This window comes from Modestobacter italicus (assembly GCF_000306785.1).
Lineage (GTDB): Bacteria > Actinomycetota > Actinomycetes > Mycobacteriales > Geodermatophilaceae > Modestobacter > Modestobacter italicus.
Genome location: NC_017955.1, coordinates 3,744,240 through 3,761,855, shown reverse-complemented (window position 1 = coordinate 3,761,855; position 17,616 = coordinate 3,744,240). Strand labels below are relative to the sequence as shown.

At 68.9% G+C, this 17,616-nt stretch carries 13 protein-coding genes and 2 pseudogenes; 7 read left to right on the top strand and 8 right to left on the bottom strand.

Features of this window, described 5'->3' with window-relative positions; genetic code table 11:
* Positions 1 to 222: 222 nt before the first annotated feature.
* Positions 223 to 534 carry a hypothetical protein gene (locus tag MODMU_RS17915; RefSeq protein WP_041795403.1) on the bottom strand — a complete coding sequence of 104 codons (312 nt, stop codon included), beginning with the start codon at positions 532 to 534 and terminating at the stop codon, positions 223 to 225.
* Between the two features lie 992 nt (positions 535 to 1,526).
* A complete protein-coding gene (locus tag MODMU_RS17910) occupies positions 1,527 to 2,942 on the bottom strand; it encodes a methyl-accepting chemotaxis protein (protein ID WP_231851890.1) in 1,416 nt (471 codons plus the stop codon).
* 649 nt (positions 2,943 to 3,591) lie between these two features.
* Between MODMU_RS17910 and MODMU_RS30370 the strand changes: the two are divergent.
* From MODMU_RS30370 to MODMU_RS30365, 3 genes and pseudogenes are all read left to right on the top strand, one after another.
* Positions 3,592 to 3,924: pseudogene (locus MODMU_RS30370) on the top strand (sensor histidine kinase); the annotation flags it as partial.
* Positions 3,925 to 4,033: 109 nt separating this feature from the next.
* Positions 4,034 to 4,612 (top strand): response regulator, encoded by a 579-nt coding sequence (locus MODMU_RS17900; protein WP_014741762.1) that lies wholly within the window; start codon positions 4,034 to 4,036, stop codon positions 4,610 to 4,612.
* On the top strand, positions 4,555 to 4,686 hold the full coding sequence (locus MODMU_RS30365; protein ID WP_430699195.1) for a LuxR C-terminal-related transcriptional regulator: 132 nt from the start codon (positions 4,555 to 4,557) through the stop codon (positions 4,684 to 4,686). The genes MODMU_RS17900 and MODMU_RS30365 overlap by 58 nt, the downstream gene beginning before the upstream one ends.
* Before the next feature lie 1,140 nt (positions 4,687 to 5,826).
* On the opposite strand, the gene MODMU_RS17895 is transcribed toward MODMU_RS30365, so the two are convergent.
* The 5 genes from MODMU_RS17895 to MODMU_RS17875 form a co-directional block, all read right to left on the bottom strand.
* Complete coding sequence (locus tag MODMU_RS17895) at positions 5,827 to 7,737, bottom strand: sensor domain-containing protein (protein ID WP_014741759.1); 1,911 nt, start codon at positions 7,735 to 7,737, stop codon at positions 5,827 to 5,829.
* Positions 7,712 to 8,551, bottom strand: coding sequence for an alpha/beta fold hydrolase (locus tag MODMU_RS17890; protein WP_014741758.1), 840 nt, complete (start codon positions 8,549 to 8,551; stop codon positions 7,712 to 7,714). Before MODMU_RS17890 ends, MODMU_RS17895 begins: the two co-directional genes overlap by 26 nt.
* A 1,539-nt stretch (positions 8,552 to 10,090) precedes the next feature.
* Positions 10,091 to 11,848 carry a SpoIIE family protein phosphatase gene (locus MODMU_RS17885; protein ID WP_231851670.1) on the bottom strand — a complete coding sequence of 586 codons (1,758 nt, stop codon included), beginning with the start codon at positions 11,846 to 11,848 and terminating at the stop codon, positions 10,091 to 10,093.
* A gap of 156 nt (positions 11,849 to 12,004) precedes the next feature.
* Positions 12,005 to 12,304, bottom strand: a complete 300-nt coding sequence (locus tag MODMU_RS17880) for a hypothetical protein (RefSeq protein WP_014741753.1) — start codon at positions 12,302 to 12,304, stop codon at positions 12,005 to 12,007.
* Between the two features lie 381 nt (positions 12,305 to 12,685).
* The gene (locus MODMU_RS17875) at positions 12,686 to 13,135 is read right to left on the bottom strand and encodes an ATP-binding protein (protein WP_041795400.1); all 450 of its coding nucleotides are present in this window, start codon (positions 13,133 to 13,135) and stop codon (positions 12,686 to 12,688) included.
* 376 nt (positions 13,136 to 13,511) lie between these two features.
* Here MODMU_RS17875 and MODMU_RS17870 point away from each other — a divergent pair, with 376 nt between their 5' ends.
* Positions 13,512 to 13,754: a hypothetical protein gene (locus MODMU_RS17870; protein ID WP_014741749.1), complete on the top strand. Its 243-nt coding sequence runs from the start codon at positions 13,512 to 13,514 to the stop codon at positions 13,752 to 13,754.
* Positions 13,755 to 14,073: 319 nt separating this feature from the next.
* Here the strand turns inward: MODMU_RS17870 and MODMU_RS28625 are convergent.
* A pseudogene (locus MODMU_RS28625) lies at positions 14,074 to 14,241 on the bottom strand (IS3 family transposase); the annotation flags it as partial.
* Between the two features lie 314 nt (positions 14,242 to 14,555).
* Here MODMU_RS28625 and MODMU_RS29665 point away from each other — a divergent pair.
* The 3 genes from MODMU_RS29665 to MODMU_RS28140 all read left to right on the top strand — a co-directional run bounded on the left by MODMU_RS29665 (position 14,556) and on the right by MODMU_RS28140 (position 17,602).
* Positions 14,556 to 14,813 (top strand): TlpA disulfide reductase family protein, encoded by a 258-nt coding sequence (locus MODMU_RS29665; RefSeq protein WP_231851669.1) that lies wholly within the window; start codon positions 14,556 to 14,558, stop codon positions 14,811 to 14,813.
* A gap of 711 nt (positions 14,814 to 15,524) precedes the next feature.
* On the top strand, positions 15,525 to 16,319 hold the full coding sequence (locus tag MODMU_RS17855) for a CPBP family intramembrane glutamic endopeptidase (protein WP_014741743.1): 795 nt from the start codon (positions 15,525 to 15,527) through the stop codon (positions 16,317 to 16,319).
* Positions 16,316 to 17,602, top strand: coding sequence for a sensor histidine kinase (locus tag MODMU_RS28140; protein ID WP_014741742.1), 1,287 nt, complete (start codon positions 16,316 to 16,318; stop codon positions 17,600 to 17,602). The genes MODMU_RS17855 and MODMU_RS28140 overlap by 4 nt, the downstream gene beginning before the upstream one ends.
* Positions 17,603 to 17,616 lie beyond the last annotated feature (14 nt).

The window sequence follows — 17,616 nt, the reverse complement described above, 5'->3', positions numbered from 1 at the left end:
CCCTCGCGAGGAGGGCTCAGGTAGCCGGAGAACTCGGCTGCGGGAGCTCACCCAGCTGACCGGTGATGGCGTTGACCGGCTCCGAGTCGAGTGCTCGGATCAGCCGGTCGCCGCCCGGCTCGATGGCCGGGCGCAGACCGTGTCGACCGGGGCCGCCTTGGGCAGTCCCCAGGTTCCCAGTCGAGTCTGCAACGACCACCCGATCGTGGTCGGTCCCGTCGCTCACAGCTGGCCGATGCGCACATAGACGCGCCAGATGATCCGCACCGCCGTCAGCGTCGGCTCACTGGACAGCTGCGCATCGCTCAACCTGGACAGCATGGCCATGGCCTCGCGGACGGCCGCCCGTGGGTTGGCGGCGTGCACGGCGGCGGCCACCGGTAGGGCTGCCGCCTGCCGGAGCAGGTCTGCCGCCCGACGGCAGTCCTCCGCGACGGAGGCAGGTACCCGGTCCCGATCGGAGCCGACCGCTTCCAGCAGCGCGGCAGCCTGCCCGAGAAGTCGACCGGTCTCGCATACGTCGTCACCGGTCATGGGAACGCCCCCGTGTCGAGTGGATGACCCCGCGGCCGGAAGCAGGGACCGGATGCACGGATACGTTGTAAACTCCGTCATGACCACGAATGTTCCAGGATGTAGCGCGCGGGGCAGAGCAAAAATTCGCTCGGGCCGGGACGGGTGCGCTGTCCGATCAGACGAAGTGGAAGCACATTTCGAGGTGGCGCGGCGGTCTGGCTGAGCGATCACTTTCGGCAATAGATGTACATCCGCGAGTATGTGCTCTAGGGGTCCCGTCGGGTGCGGGCGGAACTGGCGATCGGCATGGACGTCGGAGTCAGCGAGTGGCCCGTCGCAGTCCTGATGGGCGGCGCCGGCCTCCACGGGTTTCCTGGCCCGGCACGGAGGGAAGCGTGCGCGGCCGTTCCTGCAGACCGATCGCAGCATTGGCGCCGTCCCCACCGCCTGCCTCACCATGGTGACGGCGGCGTCGCGGTTTCGTTCCCCCCCGGGCAGACCGCGACGCCGCGCACGGATTCCGCTCTGGTCGTTGTTGGAGGGACTTCTGCGGGCCGGTGATCAGCTCAAACCTTCGCAGCGACTTCGCTGAAGTGGCGTGGTGAGGAGGATGCCGTCCCTCGTTCTCGAGCGCGCCCCAGCTCGCCCGAGTTCCGGTCTGCAGCTGCCTGGCCCCGGTGTACAGCCATTCCGCACGCCGGCTGAGGGCCTCGGAGGAGGCGCGGGACGATGTACAGGGAGCCGTGCCGGGTGGTGGGTTGTGCGGCCGGAGCTGCGGCGTTGTGGACCGACACCCGCTTTGAGCCGAACCTGCTGCTTCCGGTCTGCTCAGCCCATCGCCTGGAGCTCGTTGCGGGGGTCAGGTACCAGCTGACGGAGGAGCATCGGCTTGACCGTCCTGCCCCCGAATAGGGCGCCGAGGTCCATCCGGGTGGCCCGGTCGTGACCCACCGGCGACCCCGACCCCCGGGCGCCTGCTGCGAGGCTCGTGTGGCCGACCTGGCTGCCGGTCAGCCGGCGGCGTCGATGGCCGCCGCCATGCTGGCCTGTTCCTCCAGCACCTGGTTCATTCGGGCCTGGACGGCGTCGAGCTGGCCGATGATCTCCCCGGTGGTGTGGATGCCGGAGGCCACCGCCTTGCTGCTGGCCTGGATGCCGGCGATCTGGTCCGACACCCGCTGGGTGGCCTTGGCCGTCTCCCGGGCCAGGTCCTTGACCTCGCTGGCGACCACCGCGAAGCCCTTGCCCAGCTCGCCGGCGCGGGCGGCCTCGATGGTGGCGTTGAGGGCCAGCAGGTTGGTCTGGTCGGCGATGCCGGAGATGATCCGGATGACCTCCCCGACCGCCGCCGACGCCTCGTCCAGTGCCTCGACCTCGCCGGTCATCGTGGAGGCCTGCACGACCGCGGACTCCGCGACCCGGCCGGCGTCCCCGGCGGCCTCCCGCAGCCGGGACACGGTGTCCAGCAGCTCCCGGGCGTTGGCCGCGGACTCCTCGGTGCGGCGCAGCACGTCCAGCCGCTGGGACACCAGCTGCTGCACGTTGCGCAGCGCCGAGGCCCGGGACTCCGACAGCTCGATGGTCTCGGTGACGAAGAAGTCCATCGTGCCGATCACCCTGCCGCCGACGACGAGCGGGAAGCAGACGCCGGACTTGACTCCGGCGCGCTGGGCGGCGGGGGCGCGCACGCAGTCGGTCATCTCGCCGATGTCCGAGACGAAGAACAGGTCGCGGGCCCGCCACGCCCGCCCGGACAGGCCCACGCCCTCGGCGAAGCTGGCGGCCAGGGTGACCGTGCGGAACTCCTCACCGGCCGAGCCGGACTCCTGCTGGAAGCGGAGCACGTTGGCCTGCGGGTCCAGCGCCCAGTAGGAGCCGTACGCCCAGCCGAACGCCTCCCGCACCGTGTCCAGGGCGATCCGCAGCGCCTGCTGCTGATCTGAGGCCGCGCCGATCTCGGCCACCACGGTGGTCACCGCCACCCGGTCGTCCAGCGTCTCCTGCAGCTGGGTGCGCTGCACCGCGGCTCGGCGCGCGTTGTTCAGCAGCCGTTCCAGCGAGTGCCACTTCTCCCGCCGCTGCCCGAAGAAGGGCAGCACACCAGTGGTGTAGAACTCCTTGACCGCCACCACCACGCCCGCGTCGATGACCGGCAGGAACGCGCCGGCCCGCGCGCCGCCCCCGGCGGCCGCCGCCCAGCGCGCACACTGCCGATGGTCGGTCGACCCGTCGATGACCACCGGCTCCCGGGTACGCAACGCCTCATCGCCCGCACCGGCTCCCAGGGTCAGACGGCCGGCACCCGCGGCACCCATGACCGGGACCAGAGCGCCCCACTCTCCGGCGAGCTGAAACGAACCGTCCCCGGCCGGCAACCACACCGCCCCGTACTCCAGCCCAAGCTCCAACACCAGCGTGCCAGTCATCACCCGGTGCGCCTCGACGTCGCCGGCAACCCCGCGGTCGAGCGCAACGATCACCGCCTCAACGGCCTCGACATCCCGCGGCATCTCCACAGGCGGCAGGACGGAGGAAGCGCGGTCACGACGACGAGGCAAGGTCTTCTCCACAGGACGAGCAGCGGTTGATGCGGCCACAACCCTCTTCGGCAGACAGGCCGGTGAGTTGAGGCGAATCAAGCGGCGGCTTGCGGGTGGCATCGACGTTGAAAACCGGTAAGTCCGGATTCGTGTTAAAAGTCCACGAGGTCCTCTTGCGTCGACCTGTCGCGGAACAACATGCTCGTCCACAGACAACCGGATGGTCGGGTCAGCGCAAGTGCACGAGGTCCGGTGTTGGGTGCGAGTAGACCGTTGCTCTGGGACGGTGGCCGAAGGTCCAGAAGGGTGGGCAACTCGGGGGAGTAGCCGGCCGGCCGAAAGCCGATCGTTGCTCCGACATTGAGGGTGGTGTTGACGCGGCCAGTCGAACCCGGTGATTCGGCACGTGCATGACCGTCTGTTCCGGAGCTGCTCCGACATACGTAGGGCTGTCAGCACTCTGGCGAGCTCAGCCGGCGCGCGCCTCGTAAGCGCGGCGCGGCGCGACGGTGGCGGTGGCGGCGCTTCAGAGGAGATGCGGGCGCTGGTGGGTGTGCTGCGCGAGGGGACCGACGCTGATCTCGCCCCCCGCCGGGGCCTGGCGGACATCGAGCGGCTCGCTCGCCCTGGAGGCGAGGTGCTGGGCGTCCGCGTGCAGGTCTCCGGTGACGTCGATGCCGTTGACCCAGCAGTCAGCACCGCCCTCTACCTGGTCGCCGCCGAGGCGGTCACCAACGCGACGCGGCATGCCTCAGGCGCCACGCACATCACTGTCGACGTCACCGCATTCCGCCGTCAGGTGCGCTTGCGAGTGCGCGATGACGGCGAGGCGAGTACGGCCAGCCCTGCGCCCGCCGGCTACGGGCTGCGCGGCATGGCCGAGCGGGTGAGCCTGCTCGGCGGCACTCTGCGGGCGGGACCCGACCCGGACAGGGCTGGAGCGTCGACGCCTCGCTGCCTCTGGCGGTGCGCGCGTCATGACCGTCCGCGTCCTCGTCGCCGACGACCAGGACATCGTCAGGGCTGGGCTGTGCATGATCCTCAACGCGCAACCGGGGATCACCGTCGTCGGCGAGGCCGCCGACGGCCGTCGGGCCATCTCGCTGGCACGTTCGCTGCGCCCCGATGTGTGCCTGCTGGACATCCGCATGCCCGAGGTCGACGGGATGGAAGCCACCCGGCAGCTCGCCGGGGCCGACATCGCCGATCCGCTGGCTGTCGTCGTCATCAACACCTTCGACCTCGACGAGTACGTTTACGGCACGCTGAAGGCAGGCGCCCGCGGGTTCCTGCTCGACGCCGGCGCTGAACTGCTCACCCAGGCTGTGCATGCCGCCGCCCGCGGCGACGCCCTGATCGCACCGAACATCACCGCGAGGCTTCTGTGCTCCTTCGCTGACAGCCGCTCGCGCCCAGTGCCACCCGAGCCCGTTGAGCCGCTGACCGCTCGCGAAATCAGGTCCTGCTCGCAGCCGCTCGAGGGAGGACCAACGGCGAGATCGGCGATGAGCTGTCGATCAACCTCAGCGCCGTCAATACACACATCGCCGCCCTGATCCGCAAGATCAGTGCCCGAAACCGCGTTGAGATCGTCCTGTGGGCCTACGAGACGCGCCGCGTCGACATTTGATCGGCTCACAAGTCCCGAGGCCACAGCGGTGACGCCTCAGCCGAAGATGCGAGGCGCCGGTCGTCCCCGCGTCCAGGGCAGCACGCGCCCACAAAGCGATCCGGTCGTCACGAGGCCCGCCGTCGTGAGGCCATGCTGATCCGGTCGATCAGCGTTGGTGACGGCGGCCAACCGCTCCACACGAGCCCTGGTGCCGTCTACCTGCTCGTCGTGGTCATTGTGGTCGTTGTGGTCGTCCAGGTCGGCGTGCACTCATACATCAACGTCCCCGGAACTGCGAACCTCAGCCCTCAGGCTTCAGCATCGGCTCGACGCCGTAGCTGTCACCCGCGACGCCGACGTGTTGATGGCGTGTCCCTCCTGCTCGTCGGAGTCACGCTGTACCTGCTGTTCCACCTCAGCGAGCGGGGGTGGAGCTGCTCCGCCGTCGCTGGGCGGTGCGCATTCCGTGGGATTGTGTACGACGTGAACCGTGGTACGCAATGCTCTGTCAGCGGAGCCATACGCAGTCAGGGTCCCTGACTGCGGCAGGCCGGTAGTGAACGCCCGGTCGTTTGGTCATGTAGGTCGAAGTCGCCCGTGCAGCTCGCGTGCGGAGGTCGCAAGGTAGCCGGCGGCAGGGAGCGGTGGCATCCGGGACGGCTCGGACATGGAGGGAGGCGGCAACCCGGCAGGACGCACGACCTCCGCCGTCAGTACGACTGCACGTCTTGATCGTTGCTGATGCGGCAGGTCGATCGATCACAGCTACTGGTCACGTGGCCGGAGCCGGTCGCCGTTGATCCATCCCAGTTGCCCTTGACCGAAGTGCGAGGACCACGAGCAGTACGCGCGCCAGCCTGTGGGCCATCGTTGCCATGCGAGGAGCAGTCCAGGCACCCACACCTGATCGTGCAGGACCTCGATCGGGAATGGCTCGTCCGGCAGGATGCGTTCAGGTTCTTGCGGGTTCGTGGTCACGGCATTCCTTTGACAAGACGGTGTATGGACGACGTCTGGCAAGGAAGCAGTGTCGCTTCGTCGAGGTCGTGGGCAGCCCGTGAGTGTCGTCGGCGCCCATGAGGCAGAGGCCGAAGCGGCGCTGTGTTGCCCGGGAGCCACCAGCGCATGACGTTGCTTGGTCACTAGACGGTCATCCGGTCAGTCGGCGGAGAGGCGGGTCAGCCAGCTGGTGAGGTCCTCTGCCGGAAGGCCGGGTGACCAGTGGTAACCCTGAGCTAGGTCGCAGCCCAGCTTGAGCAGTGCGGTGCGCTGGGTTGAGGTCTCGACTCCTTCGGCGACGGCATGCAGGCCGATGGCGTGGGCGAGGTTGATGCAGCTCGCTACGATTGCTGAGTCGCTGGTGTCTGTGCCCAGGCCGGCGACGAAGGAACGGTCGATCTTGAGTTCGTCGACCGGGAAGCGCTTGAGGTAGGTGAAACTGGAGTAGCCGGTGCCGAAGTCGTCGACGGCCAGGCTGACACCCAGTGCCTTCAGAGCGCGCAGCGTGTCGAGGACGGTGTCGGGGTCGTGCATCAGTGCGGTCTCGGTGATCTCCAGAACCAGCAGTTGCGGGGGAAGGCCGTGGCGGCCCAGGACGGCGGCTACTCGATCGATCAGGCGGGGGTCGCCGAGTTGGCGGGCTGAGAGGTTGACGGCCATTGTCACCGGGGCCCCGGTGTGGCCGGCGGTGAGCCACTGCACGGCTTGAGCGATGGCCTCGTTCAGCACCCAGTCGCCGAGTTCGCGGACCAGCCCGGAGTCCTCGGCGACGTCGATGAAGGCCGCCGGTGGCAGCAGTCCGGCGGTGGGATGCTGCCAGCGTACGAGTGCCTCGACACCTTCGATCTGGTTGCTGCTCAGGTTGATGCGGGGCTGGTAGTGCAGGCGCAGTTGACCGGCTTCGATGCCGTGGCGTAGTTCGCCGAGCAGCCGCAACCGCCCGGCCGACGGATCTCCGGTGGTCGGGTCGTGGACCGCCCAGCCGTTGCGGCCGGCGGCCTTGGCCCGGTACATGGCGATGTCGGCGTGGCGGACCAGCCGTTCGGGAGTGTCCTGGTCGCTGCAGGCGACAGCGGCGCCGATGCTGGCTGACACCACGACCTCCAGCCCCTCCAAGACCAGGGGCGCGTTGAGGGCCTCCAGCAATCGTTCCGCCAGGGCGGCGGCCTGAGCAGCGTTGGCCAGGGCGTCGATGACGACGAACTCATCTCCGGACAGCCGGGCCACGGTCGCCTCGGCGCGGACACCGGCCTGCAGCCGGGCGGCCACCACGGTGAGCAGTTGGTCACCGGCGGCGTGTCCGAGGCTGTCGTTGACGGCCTTGAAGTGGTCTAGGTCAATGAACAGCACGCCCAGCGGCCCGTTGGCCGTCGGATGGGCGGCGGTGCCGGGCGATGGAACGGGCGGACAGGCATCAGCAACTCCGCGGACGGCGGCCGGGCGGTGCTCGCCCAGGCTGTCCAGATGTGCGGTCAGGCCCGCGCGGTTGAGCAGTCCGGTGAGGGTGTCGTGCCAGGCCAGGTGATGGAGGTCGGCTTCGGCGCTGGCACGCCGGGCCTCAGATTCCTCGGCCCGGCGGCGGGCGGCGATCAACTCGCGTTCGTAGCGGCGTCGTTCATGGGCGCTGAATATGATGACCCGGACCTGGGCGGGGTGCCCGTCGGTGGCTGGGGTGCGGGCGGCAGACAGCAAGGCAGCACGGCGCTGCCCGTCGGCGACGATCACCTCGATGGCGATCTCGGCCACCGCCCCGCCGATGGACAGGGCCGGCATGCAGTGGGTGGTGTAGAGGATCCGGTCACCGATCGGCATCAGCGCATGCAGCTGGGTGCCCAGCAAGTGATGCCGCTGGTGCCCGGTCCACGCCAAGAATGTGTCGTTGACCGAGGTGATCGTGCCGTCGTCGTCGGTCAACAGGTAGCCGCACGGAGCCTGCTGGAACAGTTGAGAGAAGTCCGGCGTCGGGGCGGAGGCGTCTGGGTCGCCGCAGAGCGGGTCGGCGAGGGCAAGACCTGAGCGGACCGCGGTGATACCGCTGCCGGTGTCAGCGCGCGGCGGAGAGGTAGTCACGGATCGCTGCTGACGTTTCAGCCGGTGCGCTGACCTGGGGGCAATGACCGGTCGCGGCCAGCTGGACCAGGGTGCTGCCGGCCAGGTTGCGGTGCACGTAGTCCCCGACCTGAGTGGAGGCGAGCATGTCCTGCGAGCACTGCAGCACCAACGCCGGAGTGGTGACTTGAGGCAGCAGGTGCCGTGTGTCGGACAGGAAGGTGACGCGGGCGAACTCCCCGGCGATGTCGGGGTCGGTCGCGCAGAACCGGCCCGCGAGCTCGTCCCCGAGCTCGGGGGCGTCGGGGTTACCCATCACCATCGGAGCCATGGCCGCAGCCCAGGCGAAGTAGTTGGTCTCCAGCGACTCCAGCAGACCTTCTATGTCTTCGGCGCTGAAGCCGCCGATGTAACCGTCAGCGGGATCATCGATGTATCGCGGGGAGGGGGCCACCAGAACCAGTCGGGAGAACCGGGCAGGCTCGGCGACGGCGGCCACTACGGCCATCATCGCGCTGACACTGTGGGCGATGAGAATGACATCGCGCAGGTCCAGCTCATCGCAGATCTGCAGGAGGTCGGCGGCGTAGCCATCCAACGTGGAGTACTTGGTCCGGTCGTAGGCGCTCAGATCGGACCGGCCGGCCCCGACGTGGTCGAACAGCACGATTCGATGGTCCTCGGCGAAAACCGGGACCACCCGCTGCCACATGTCCTGGTCGCATCCGAACCCGTGTGCAAAGAGCAGCACCGGTCCGTCGGGCCGCCCGGTGACAGTCACGTTGTTGCGGGTGGCTGCGCCGGCGTTGTGACCGGTGGCGTCGATGGTCAGCATGGGAACTCCTCTGTACAGCAGCGACTCAGTGTTGTCGGTTTGTCTGCTCCCACTACACATCGGCAGGGCCGCAGCGACCTTGAAGCACGCCCGCTGTCGCGCCACGGCACCGCCCCAAACGGGGGAGACGGTGTCTGGCGCGCCACTCGCTGATCAGTGAGCAGGCCACCGGGGCGGTAATGGCTGACCGCCTGAGAGTTCTGTGAGCGGGTGATCAGCTCACGTTTCAGAAACGACCCGCTTAGGTGGCGTGCTGAGACGCTACCGTCTCTCACCATTGCACGCGCTCGAGCTCGCCCCGAGTTCCAGCCTGCAGCCGTCTGGCCCCAGTGTGCAGCCATCCCGCGCGCGGCCCGTGGATGCGAGGGGTGCGGGACCATGAACGGAGAGCCGTGCCGGGTGGTCGGCTGTTTGGCGGTAGTTGCGGCGTTGTGGACAGATGACCGTCTCAAGCCGCAGATTCATCTTCCGGTCTGTGCCGCCCATCACACGGAACTCGTGGCCGGGGTCAGGCACTAGTTGACGGAGGAACATCGACTTTACCGTTCCTACACTGAGCAAGGCGCCGACGACCGTCCGGGCTCTACGGCCTTGACCCACCCGCAACCCCAACGTTCGCGCCCCTAATCCCTGGCAGGGACAACAGTCGCGACGTTGACGCTCGGTGAGGGGTCCGGCGGCTGAGAGCAGCAGGTCGCGGGGAGTTGCGGAGCGGAGCGCTTTCGGCGAGTGGCTGGCCAACAGCAGGCGCATGGCGCCGGTGGTCGCCAGCCGTCCCGATGTTGGGCGGGGACACTGGCCGGGGTGACGGAGGAACTGACATGCACGTAGGACTGCAGCTGCAGGAAGCCGGCCGCTTACGGAGTGAGCGTGGGTGGTGCTCGGTGCGTGCCGGCATGCTTCGAGCACGCCATGTTCAGCGCCGTTCCGCTGGCCGCGGTGCAGACCGTCGAGCTGGCCCCGACCGATTGGGCGTTCGGCGATGACGCCTCTCCCGGCTGAGTCCTGGCCCGTCCGTGCAGACCATTCCCGGCCCTCTCCCGGAAAGAAGACGTCAGCGGGCGGATGAGTTCGTAGAGGTCGAGGTGAAGCGCCCGGAGGCAGCGAGGACGTACGACCTCGACCGGAGCGGACAGGCCCGCAGACTCGCCCTGTCGGGAAGGATCGAAAGTCTCCTCAGCGCAGGCGTGGCCGGCTCAACCGTGCCTAGCGCGCCGGTGCTCACCGGAGGTCAGTGCTCCCGAGGCAGACTCGAGGTCAGGCTGCGTCCCGCTGTCCGGTGCTGGTCGCGGCGACATCGCCGGCGTCGGTGCCGGTGCTTGCGCGCACCGCGCAGGCGGCCAGACAGCCTCCGCTCCGGGGCGTCGATCCTGATCTAGCGGTGTGACTCGGTTGCCACCCCCAGGGCCTGTGCCGGGAGGGATGAGGGTCCGCGGAGGCCTTGTGCTCACAGTGGTCGCGGTTCCACGGTCGTCAGTGCTGGTGCGCCGTCACGTTCCCGGATGGGCGTCGGTCTGGTCGATGCCGGGTCGGGGCGGTTCAGCTGTGTCCGGGGCGCCGCAGTGGTGGGGGGATCTTGTTGGGCCCTGCGACGGCGGGGCGCGGTTCGTCTTGGCGGTAGAGCCGGGCGGCTACCAGGGCGACGTCGTCATCGGGGTGTCCGTCGACCATTCGGGCCACCAGTTCGTCGCACAGCTCTTCCAGTGGGAGGTCGATGAGTTCGGCGACCGCGTCCTGCAGGCGCTGCTGGCCTTGGTCGAGGTCGGAGCTGCGTCGTTCCACCAGGCCGTCGGTGTAGAGCAGCACGGTGGCACCTCGGTCGAGTTCGATTGTCTGCTCGGTCCGGACCGCGGTGGGGTTGACGCCCAGCAGCAGCTCGGCACGTCCGCCACGGAGGAAGTCCAGGTGTCCGTCGGCGTGGATGACGAGGAGGGCGGGGTGCCCGGCGTTGGCCCACACCAGCCGGGTGACGCCGCGGTCGAATTCCTCGGCTGTCTGCTCCAGTCGGGCGATGACGGCGGTGGCCATCGGCTGGACCTGTAGCAGTTCCATCGCCTGGTCCAGTCCGGTGAGCACCTGTGCAGGGCCGGCGTCGGTGGCCGTGGCGATGCCGCGCAGCAGTCCGTGCAGTTGCCCCATCGCGGCTGCGGCTTGCACGTCGTGGCCGGCTACGTCACCGATGACGAGCATGGTCGCCCCGCTGGGCTGCATGAAGGCGTCGTACCAGTCTCCACCGACCCGCGCGGACTCCGTCGCCGGGATGTAGCGGACCACGATGTGGGCATGGTCGGGTTCGGGAGGCGCGGTGAGCAGGCTGCGCTGTAGTTCCTCGGCGAGCTGGGCGTATTGCCGGCTGACCCGGTCGGCGTCAAGGGCGAGTCCGGCGCGGGCGGCCATGTCCCGGGCGGTGGTGATGTCATCAGGGTCCAGTGGGCGGCCGGCGGCGGTGAACAGCGAGAGCGCGCCCAGTACGCGGTCCTTGCCGCGGATGGGCAGGATGATGGCGTGGGAGGCGTCCAGTTCCTGCAGCACGGTGCGGGTGGTGCCGGCGGGCAGCAGGGCGCTGACCTCGGTGGTGGTGCTGAGCACCTCGCCGGCGCCGGCGAGGACCCGGGCCACGGGTGACCCCAGCGGCATGGTGCGCAGCCGCTTTTTGACGTAGCGGTTGAGGGCGTCGCGCTGCTGAGGGTCGGCGTGCCAATGGCCCACGTCCTCTGGTCGTCCGTCGGGCTGCAGCAGGGTGATCATGCAGCCGTCGGCGAGGACCGGCACCAACACACGGGCCAGCCCGGCCACTGCGGCGGGGACGTCGGGTGCGCTGAGGAGGTCGTTGTTGGCACCAGAGAGCAGCCGCAGTCGGGCCGTGGCCCGTGCTGCCTGCTCGGCGGCCAGCTTGCGGTCGGTGACGTCGGAGAAGTACAGCGACAGGCCCTCCGCGGTGGGCCAGCACAGCACCTCGTACCAGCTGTTGAGCGGTTCGGGGTAGTAGGCCTCCAACGTCTGGGGTTCACCGGTGTCCACGGCCCGCCGATAGCCGGCCTCGAAGTCGTTGCCGACGACGTCAGGGAAGGCTGTCCAGATCGTGCGGCCGATCAACTGCTTCCGGGAGTGCCCCAGCAGCCGCTCGGCGGCGGCGTTGAGGTAGCTGAACCGCCAGTCGCGGTCCATCGACACGAACCCCGCGGGCATCGCCCCCACCACGGAGGTCACCAGCGACGAGATGGCGGGAGAGGACAAAACGTCGCCCGCGCCCTCCAGCGACACAGCGTCGGCGTCGTCCGCCATCGAGTCGTCCATGACCGTGAGCATGACTCATCACGAACACCAGCCCTATGACTCGCGGGGAGACCGCGGTCACCGGCTAATCGGTATGTCCTGCAGGCGCCATCGCGGCATGGGACTGCTGTTCGCCGAAGCCACCGACACTGGCTGCCCGAAGGCGCGCGGGTGAGGTCAGCTGGGCTTTGTCAGGCGGACCCAGCCGCTCTTACGGTCGTGGTCGCGGTGGACCCCGTGGGTAGCGGTGAGGTCGGCGACGTAGTGGCCGTATCCGCCTCCTCCGGCGGGCCGTCCCGCGCTGTGGGGGAGGCGGTGCAGCCGGTGGGAGGCGCTGTCGGTGACGGTGACGATCCAGCGCTCCTCCTCATCCCCGCTGTGCAGGCTGGCGGGTGGCGCGCCGTGCCGCACGGGGTGAGCAAGCTCGTCGATGATGAGGAGCGCCCGCGCCACGGCGTCCTCGACGGCGGGGGACACGTCCTAGTCCCGGCCGGCGCTCAGTGAGGAGAGCAGAAGTCCCACACCTGCCAGCGCGCCCCGCTCGTGCTCCGTAGCGCCGCCGGCTGGGGCGCCAGCCGGGTGTCGGCGGCCGAAGGTGGGCGGGGGGCGGTGTGCCAGGAGGTCAAAGCGTCGTCGTCGACCGGTGTGTCAGTAGGATCGCTCACTGGGGTGAACCCTCCGCCCTTCGTGGGCCTCGTCATGCGCCGTATGGCGTGGCTACGAGATCACCTGTGCACCGGAGCAGGTGAGCAGCCTTGGGACCAAGGCTGGCTCGGCACGGGCACCGCGGGCCAGGTCGGGGTGAGGACGCTTGCGTGAGCGTGATAAAGCCGATGTGGCAGTGTCGTGGCCGGTGGGTCAGGCGACCGGAGCCAGGCTCACGTGACCCCAGACGTGCTTGCGGCCCGAGCTGGTCGACCAGCCGTAGGCCCTGCAGAGGCGGGCGATGAGGTGCAGGCCCAGGCCGCCGAGGGCAGGGTCCCGGTCGACGGCGGGTGTGGGCGCACGGTCCACCGACGCGTCGGTGACGTCGATCAGCCAGCCGTCACCGCCTGCAGTCACCATTGCCCGGACCGGCGGCTGGCCGTGCCGGAAGGCATTGGAGGCCAGTTCCTCGTAGGCAAGCAACAGGCGCTCGACGTCGTCGGCGATGTCACCGGGTGGCGTCCCCGCACCCAGGACCCTGGCTCGCAGATCGTTGCGCGACCTGGTCAGGTCAGCGACCTGCTGCAGGGGCCAATCCCAGGTGGGCAATTGGTCGTGCGATGGCGGCGGTAACGGGCGTTCCCGCCACAGCGGTGCATCCATGCGCTCGCTACCCGTCTCACTTTGCTCAGGAACACCTTGTCGGGGCGCTCGACCCACAGCCATGTCGCATCAGCCAATGAGCGCATCCTTGGACCGAAGCTGAGTGGTCGCTCACCGTCGCTGGCCGTAACCGTACGTGCGCTCCGGCGATCCGGCATGGTGGACGCGCTCAGCCATCAACTAAGCGTGGGGCTCGCCGGTAGTCCGTAAGAACAGTCCCGGGAAATCGGCGCAGTGGTTCGGTAGGACGCGACGCAGCTCATCGTGCGCGTCGCTGGCAGGAGGCGAGTAACCTCCATTGCGCTTTTGGTTTCGCGGGCTTGGTTGTGCCGTTCCTGTGTCAGCTATTCGAGCAACTGATGAGAGGGTGTAAACCATGAACCCAGACCTACACCTCACCGTTCCTGCCGGGTTTGATGACGCCGATGCCGATGCGCAGGTCCATCCGATCGCCAGGTTGCTGTTCACTGCGCGGACTAATGCAGAAGCGTTCGGCAAGGCCCAGAAGTGGGTGAGTGTTCACGACGTATTTCTGGTAGATGTGTCATGGGATTTCGTGAATGATGAATCCGAGCCGTTTACACTGAGCATCTACTTTGTATTCGAGGAAGAGCCCTAAGCATGACATGTCGTAGGACACCGTGGTTGCTGTCGAAGATCCGCGTGCAGGCCGACGCGGTGCCGAGGGTGCGAGTAAACGCGTTCGGCCCTTAATTGGGCTGAGGGCGGCAGGAGTCGGTGAACCGTCGCTGCGTAGCGATTTCGGCGATCGCCTGGCGACAATGATTGCGCTCTTGTAAGGCCATCGAGTTGTCGGTCAAGACCCGGTTGGTCAGTCGACGCCGACGGTGGCGAACCAGGCTGCGGCCGCGGGAGTAAGTCCGCCAGGTGGCGGCGGTCTCGGCGGGATAAGTTTCGACGTACGTTAGCCAGGTTTGGTCAAGGACCGCGCAGAGATAGAATTTGCCCTCGGCGGCGGGGTGTTCGGTGATGTCGGTCAGCCAGACCTTGTTGGGCGCGGTGGCGGTGAACTGGCGGTCGACGAGGTCGTCGTGCACCGGCGGGCCGGCCTTGCGGTTGAGACCGCGCTTTCGGGCGTTGACCGACAGATCCGCTGCTGGGAGCAGTGGCGCCCCTTAAGCCAATCGAGCGGAACCCGTAGCTTCCCCCAGGTGAGGTCTCCAGGTCATCCGGTGAGACGGTCGGTTGCTGCCCTGGCCTTGGGTGCCTTACTCGCTGGTTGTACAGCCGGTCGACCCGACGAGGAGGGGACGACGTCGGCCAGCAGCATCGTCGGCGAGCTGGCCGCAGACCTTCAACATTGCCCTGAGCAAGCCGACGAGGCGGCCGCTGATCGTGGCCTACCGACGTCTTCGACTGCTTCGGCGGCGGGACGCTCGATCTGAGCCGTGCCCCGGGCTTGCCCACCGTCATCAACCTGTGGGCGAGTTGGTGTGGCCCTTGCCGGGACGGGTTGCCGCATGTACAGCAGCTCGCCGACGCTGGCGGGGACCGGCTGCGAGTGCTCGGGGTGGTGAGCCTGGACACCTTGGAGCGCGGCGCCTCCTACGCGGAGGACGCCGGGGTGACCTTCCCCAGCGCTTTCGACGGCGATGGTGAGGTGCTGTCGTCCTTGGGTTTGAACAACCTTCCCTACTCCCTGTTGATTGGCTGCTGATGGCTCACTTGCCTACGTGCAGAGGCAGCCGGTCACCTCCTTGCAGGAGTTCGAACAGCTGGTCCGCGACCACCTCGGCGTCGCGCTCTGACGCTCCCGATACTGCGTCGGCGAGAGCGACGCCGGGCTGTTCGCAATAACTACGCCAAGGATGAGGTCGACGGCATCCGTGCGGAGCTAGCCGGGGAAGCCGCCGTTAGAGGCGGGGAGTACGCCTGGCGAACGCCTCCGATATACCTCAGTTGGACTGTGGCCGTGGTCGTAGCTGTCGATGTCTCCGGTGCTGCTGATCGTCGCGAAGACGGCCGGTGGTGCGCGCGTGGCTGCTGCTGGGTGAGGCAGGAGCAGTCGCCGGCAGCAATCGTCCATCGGAGGACGAGCGCGTGGCCGCTCACTGCTCCCTCGGACTTGAGGGTGGTGTCGGCTCGGAAGCCATACCGGTCGAGTCGGTGAGGTGCGTCGCTCATCCGGGCTCCCGTGGCTCTGCAGAGCTACGGGAGGTGTCCACCGTGAGGTGACGACTCAAGGCGTCGGCGTTTCTAGCGTTCCTCCCATGCCCGGGGCGATCGCCCCGGGCCTGTCAGAGGAGATTCTCGTGACCGCGGACAGCGCAGGTGCACGGTCGCTCGCGACCACGGAGACGTCGATGGGGTCCTGGCCGGTGGCCGACCCGCCGCGTGGGTCGGGTCGACCTGAGTTCACCTGCTCGTCTTGCTGTCCCTGTTCTCCGGGGTGTCCACCTGGGTTGGCGCGGCGGTCGTTGCGGTCAGCGGCTCTCCGGTCGGTGCGCTGGCGGTCGGCATCGCTGGCGGCGCCGCGGCGCTGGGGCTGTATGTCGCCGCGGTGCGGCTACTGGAGCGGCGCCAGGTCACCGAGCTGGCGCGGGAGGATGCGCTGAGGAACCTGAGCAAGGGCGTCTGCGGTGGGCTGGTGTTGTTCACGCTGACCATCGGTCTCATCGCCGTTCTGGGCGGCTATCGGATCACCGGCTGGGGATCGGGCGGGGCCGCCATCGCGGCCTTCGGCGTGATGTTCGGCGTCGCTGTTTCCGAGGAGCTGCTCTTTCGCGGTGTCCTGTTCCGCATCGTCGAAGAGCGGGCTGGCACTTGGGGGTCGTTGGTCGTCTCCGCGCTGTTGTTCGGGGGCCTGCATCTGGCCAACCCCAATGCCACTGTGTGGGGCGCGGTGGCCATCGCGGTCGAGGCCGGTGCCCTGCTCGCCGCCGCCTACGTGGCCACCCGCACCCTGTGGCTACCGATCGGACTCCACTTGGGCTGGAACTGGGCGGAGGCAGGCCTCTTCGGCACAGCAGTCTCCGGGTCTGGCAAGACCGGCCCGGGCCTCCTCGACAGCGTGCTCAGCGGTCCCACTGCCCTGACCGGCGGTGCCTTCGGGCCGGAGGGCAGCGTCCTCGCCGTCCTGATCTGCGGGCTTGCCGCCGCCGGGTTCATGGTCCTCGCCCGCCGCCGCGGACTGGTCCGGCCCCGCCGCACCGCCCGGTCATGACCCCCCGGTTCGCGCTGCCCCCGGGCCTCCCACCACTGGCTGGCCTGGGCGTGTGTCGTGCGCGGGTGGCGCAGTTCGCCCAGTCCCGGCTCTACCCTCGGGCGGTGCCGAGGACGGGATGGGCGGGCTGCCATGCCCAGGACGGCGCCCTGGCCGCGCTGCTCGTTGCCCTTGCCTTCGTGCCCGGGTCTGACGCCATCGGGGTCCAGCTCGGTGAGCTTTCCGCGCGCGGGCTGGACGCCGTCGGCGTGCTGCTGGTCCTCGCTCAGTGCCTGCCGCTCGTGGTTCGCCGTAGCTCCCCGGCCAGTTGCCTGGCAGTGGTCGTCGCAGCCTTCTCTCTCCATCAGCTGGCCGGCTACCCCGCGACGCCCGCCGGGCTGGGCCTGTACGTGGCCCTCTACAGCGCCGGGGCACACCTGCGCTCCCACCGGTGGACGGCGGCTGCGGCGGCGACCGCGGCCTACGCGCTGCTCGCCTGCGCGCTGCAGATCAGCGGTTCGCCGGAGAGCCTGCTGAGCCTCACCACCTTCTACCCGGTCCTGGTCGTGGCATGGGGTGCCGGGGCGTGGATGCGATCCCGCGTGCAGCAGGAGGCCGCCCGCCGACGGTCGGAAGCGCAGCAGGCCGTGATCGCGGAGCGGGTCCGGATCGCCCACGAGCTGCACGACGTCGTCACCCACCACGTCACCGCCATGGTCGTCCAAGCCGACGCAGCGCAGTACCTGCTCGACGTCGAGCCGACCCGGACCGCGACGTCGCTCGCCACCATCAGCGAGACCGGGCGCGCGGCGATGACCGACCTCCGGCACCTGCTCGGCGTCCTGAACTCATCCCCGGACACCGGAGCACCGGTTCCCGACGCGGACCGCTCACCTGCCGTGCACACCGTGTCCGAGCTCGTGGACCGAGCCCGGGCAGCGGGCCAGCAGGTCGAGCTGGTCGAGAACGGCGCGCCGCAACAGCTGGCCGCCGGGGTCCGGCTCGCCACCTACCGCGTGGTGCAGGAAGGCCTCACCAACGCGCTCAAGCACGCCGCCGGCGCTCCCGTCCTCGTCCGGGTCGACCATCGGCCCGACGCTGTCGACGTGCAGGTCAGCACCGGGACTCCGGACGCCGCAGAACGAGACGTCCCGCTCCAGGAAGACCTGTGGCCCAGCTCCGGGCGGGGGCTGACCGGGCTGCGGGAGCGCGTCGGCGTCCTCGGCGGTCAGCTGGCGGCCGGCCCAGGACCCGGTGGCGGCTTCACCGTCCGCGCGCACATCCCCGCGGGCGAGGCCCGGTGACCTCCCACGACGGA

Excerpts from the sequence above, each read along its gene's own strand:
- MODMU_RS28140 (WP_014741742.1), top strand. The coding sequence starts at position 16,316 with ATGACCCCCCGGTTCGCGCTGCCCCCGGGCCTCCCACCACTGGCTGGC.
- MODMU_RS17910 (WP_231851890.1), bottom strand. The coding sequence starts at position 2,942 with ATGACTGGCACGCTGGTGTTGGAGCTTGGGCTGGAGTACGGGGCGGTG.
- MODMU_RS17900 (WP_014741762.1), top strand. The coding sequence starts at position 4,034 with ATGACCGTCCGCGTCCTCGTCGCCGACGACCAGGACATCGTCAGGGCT.
- MODMU_RS17870 (WP_014741749.1), top strand. The coding sequence starts at position 13,512 with ATGAACCCAGACCTACACCTCACCGTTCCTGCCGGGTTTGATGACGCC.
- MODMU_RS17890 (WP_014741758.1), bottom strand. The coding sequence starts at position 8,551 with ATGCTGACCATCGACGCCACCGGTCACAACGCCGGCGCAGCCACCCGC.
- MODMU_RS17915 (WP_041795403.1), bottom strand. The coding sequence starts at position 534 with ATGACCGGTGACGACGTATGCGAGACCGGTCGACTTCTCGGGCAGGCT.
- MODMU_RS17875 (WP_041795400.1), bottom strand. The coding sequence starts at position 13,135 with ATGGATGCACCGCTGTGGCGGGAACGCCCGTTACCGCCGCCATCGCAC.
- MODMU_RS17885 (WP_231851670.1), bottom strand. The coding sequence starts at position 11,848 with ATGGACGACTCGATGGCGGACGACGCCGACGCTGTGTCGCTGGAGGGC.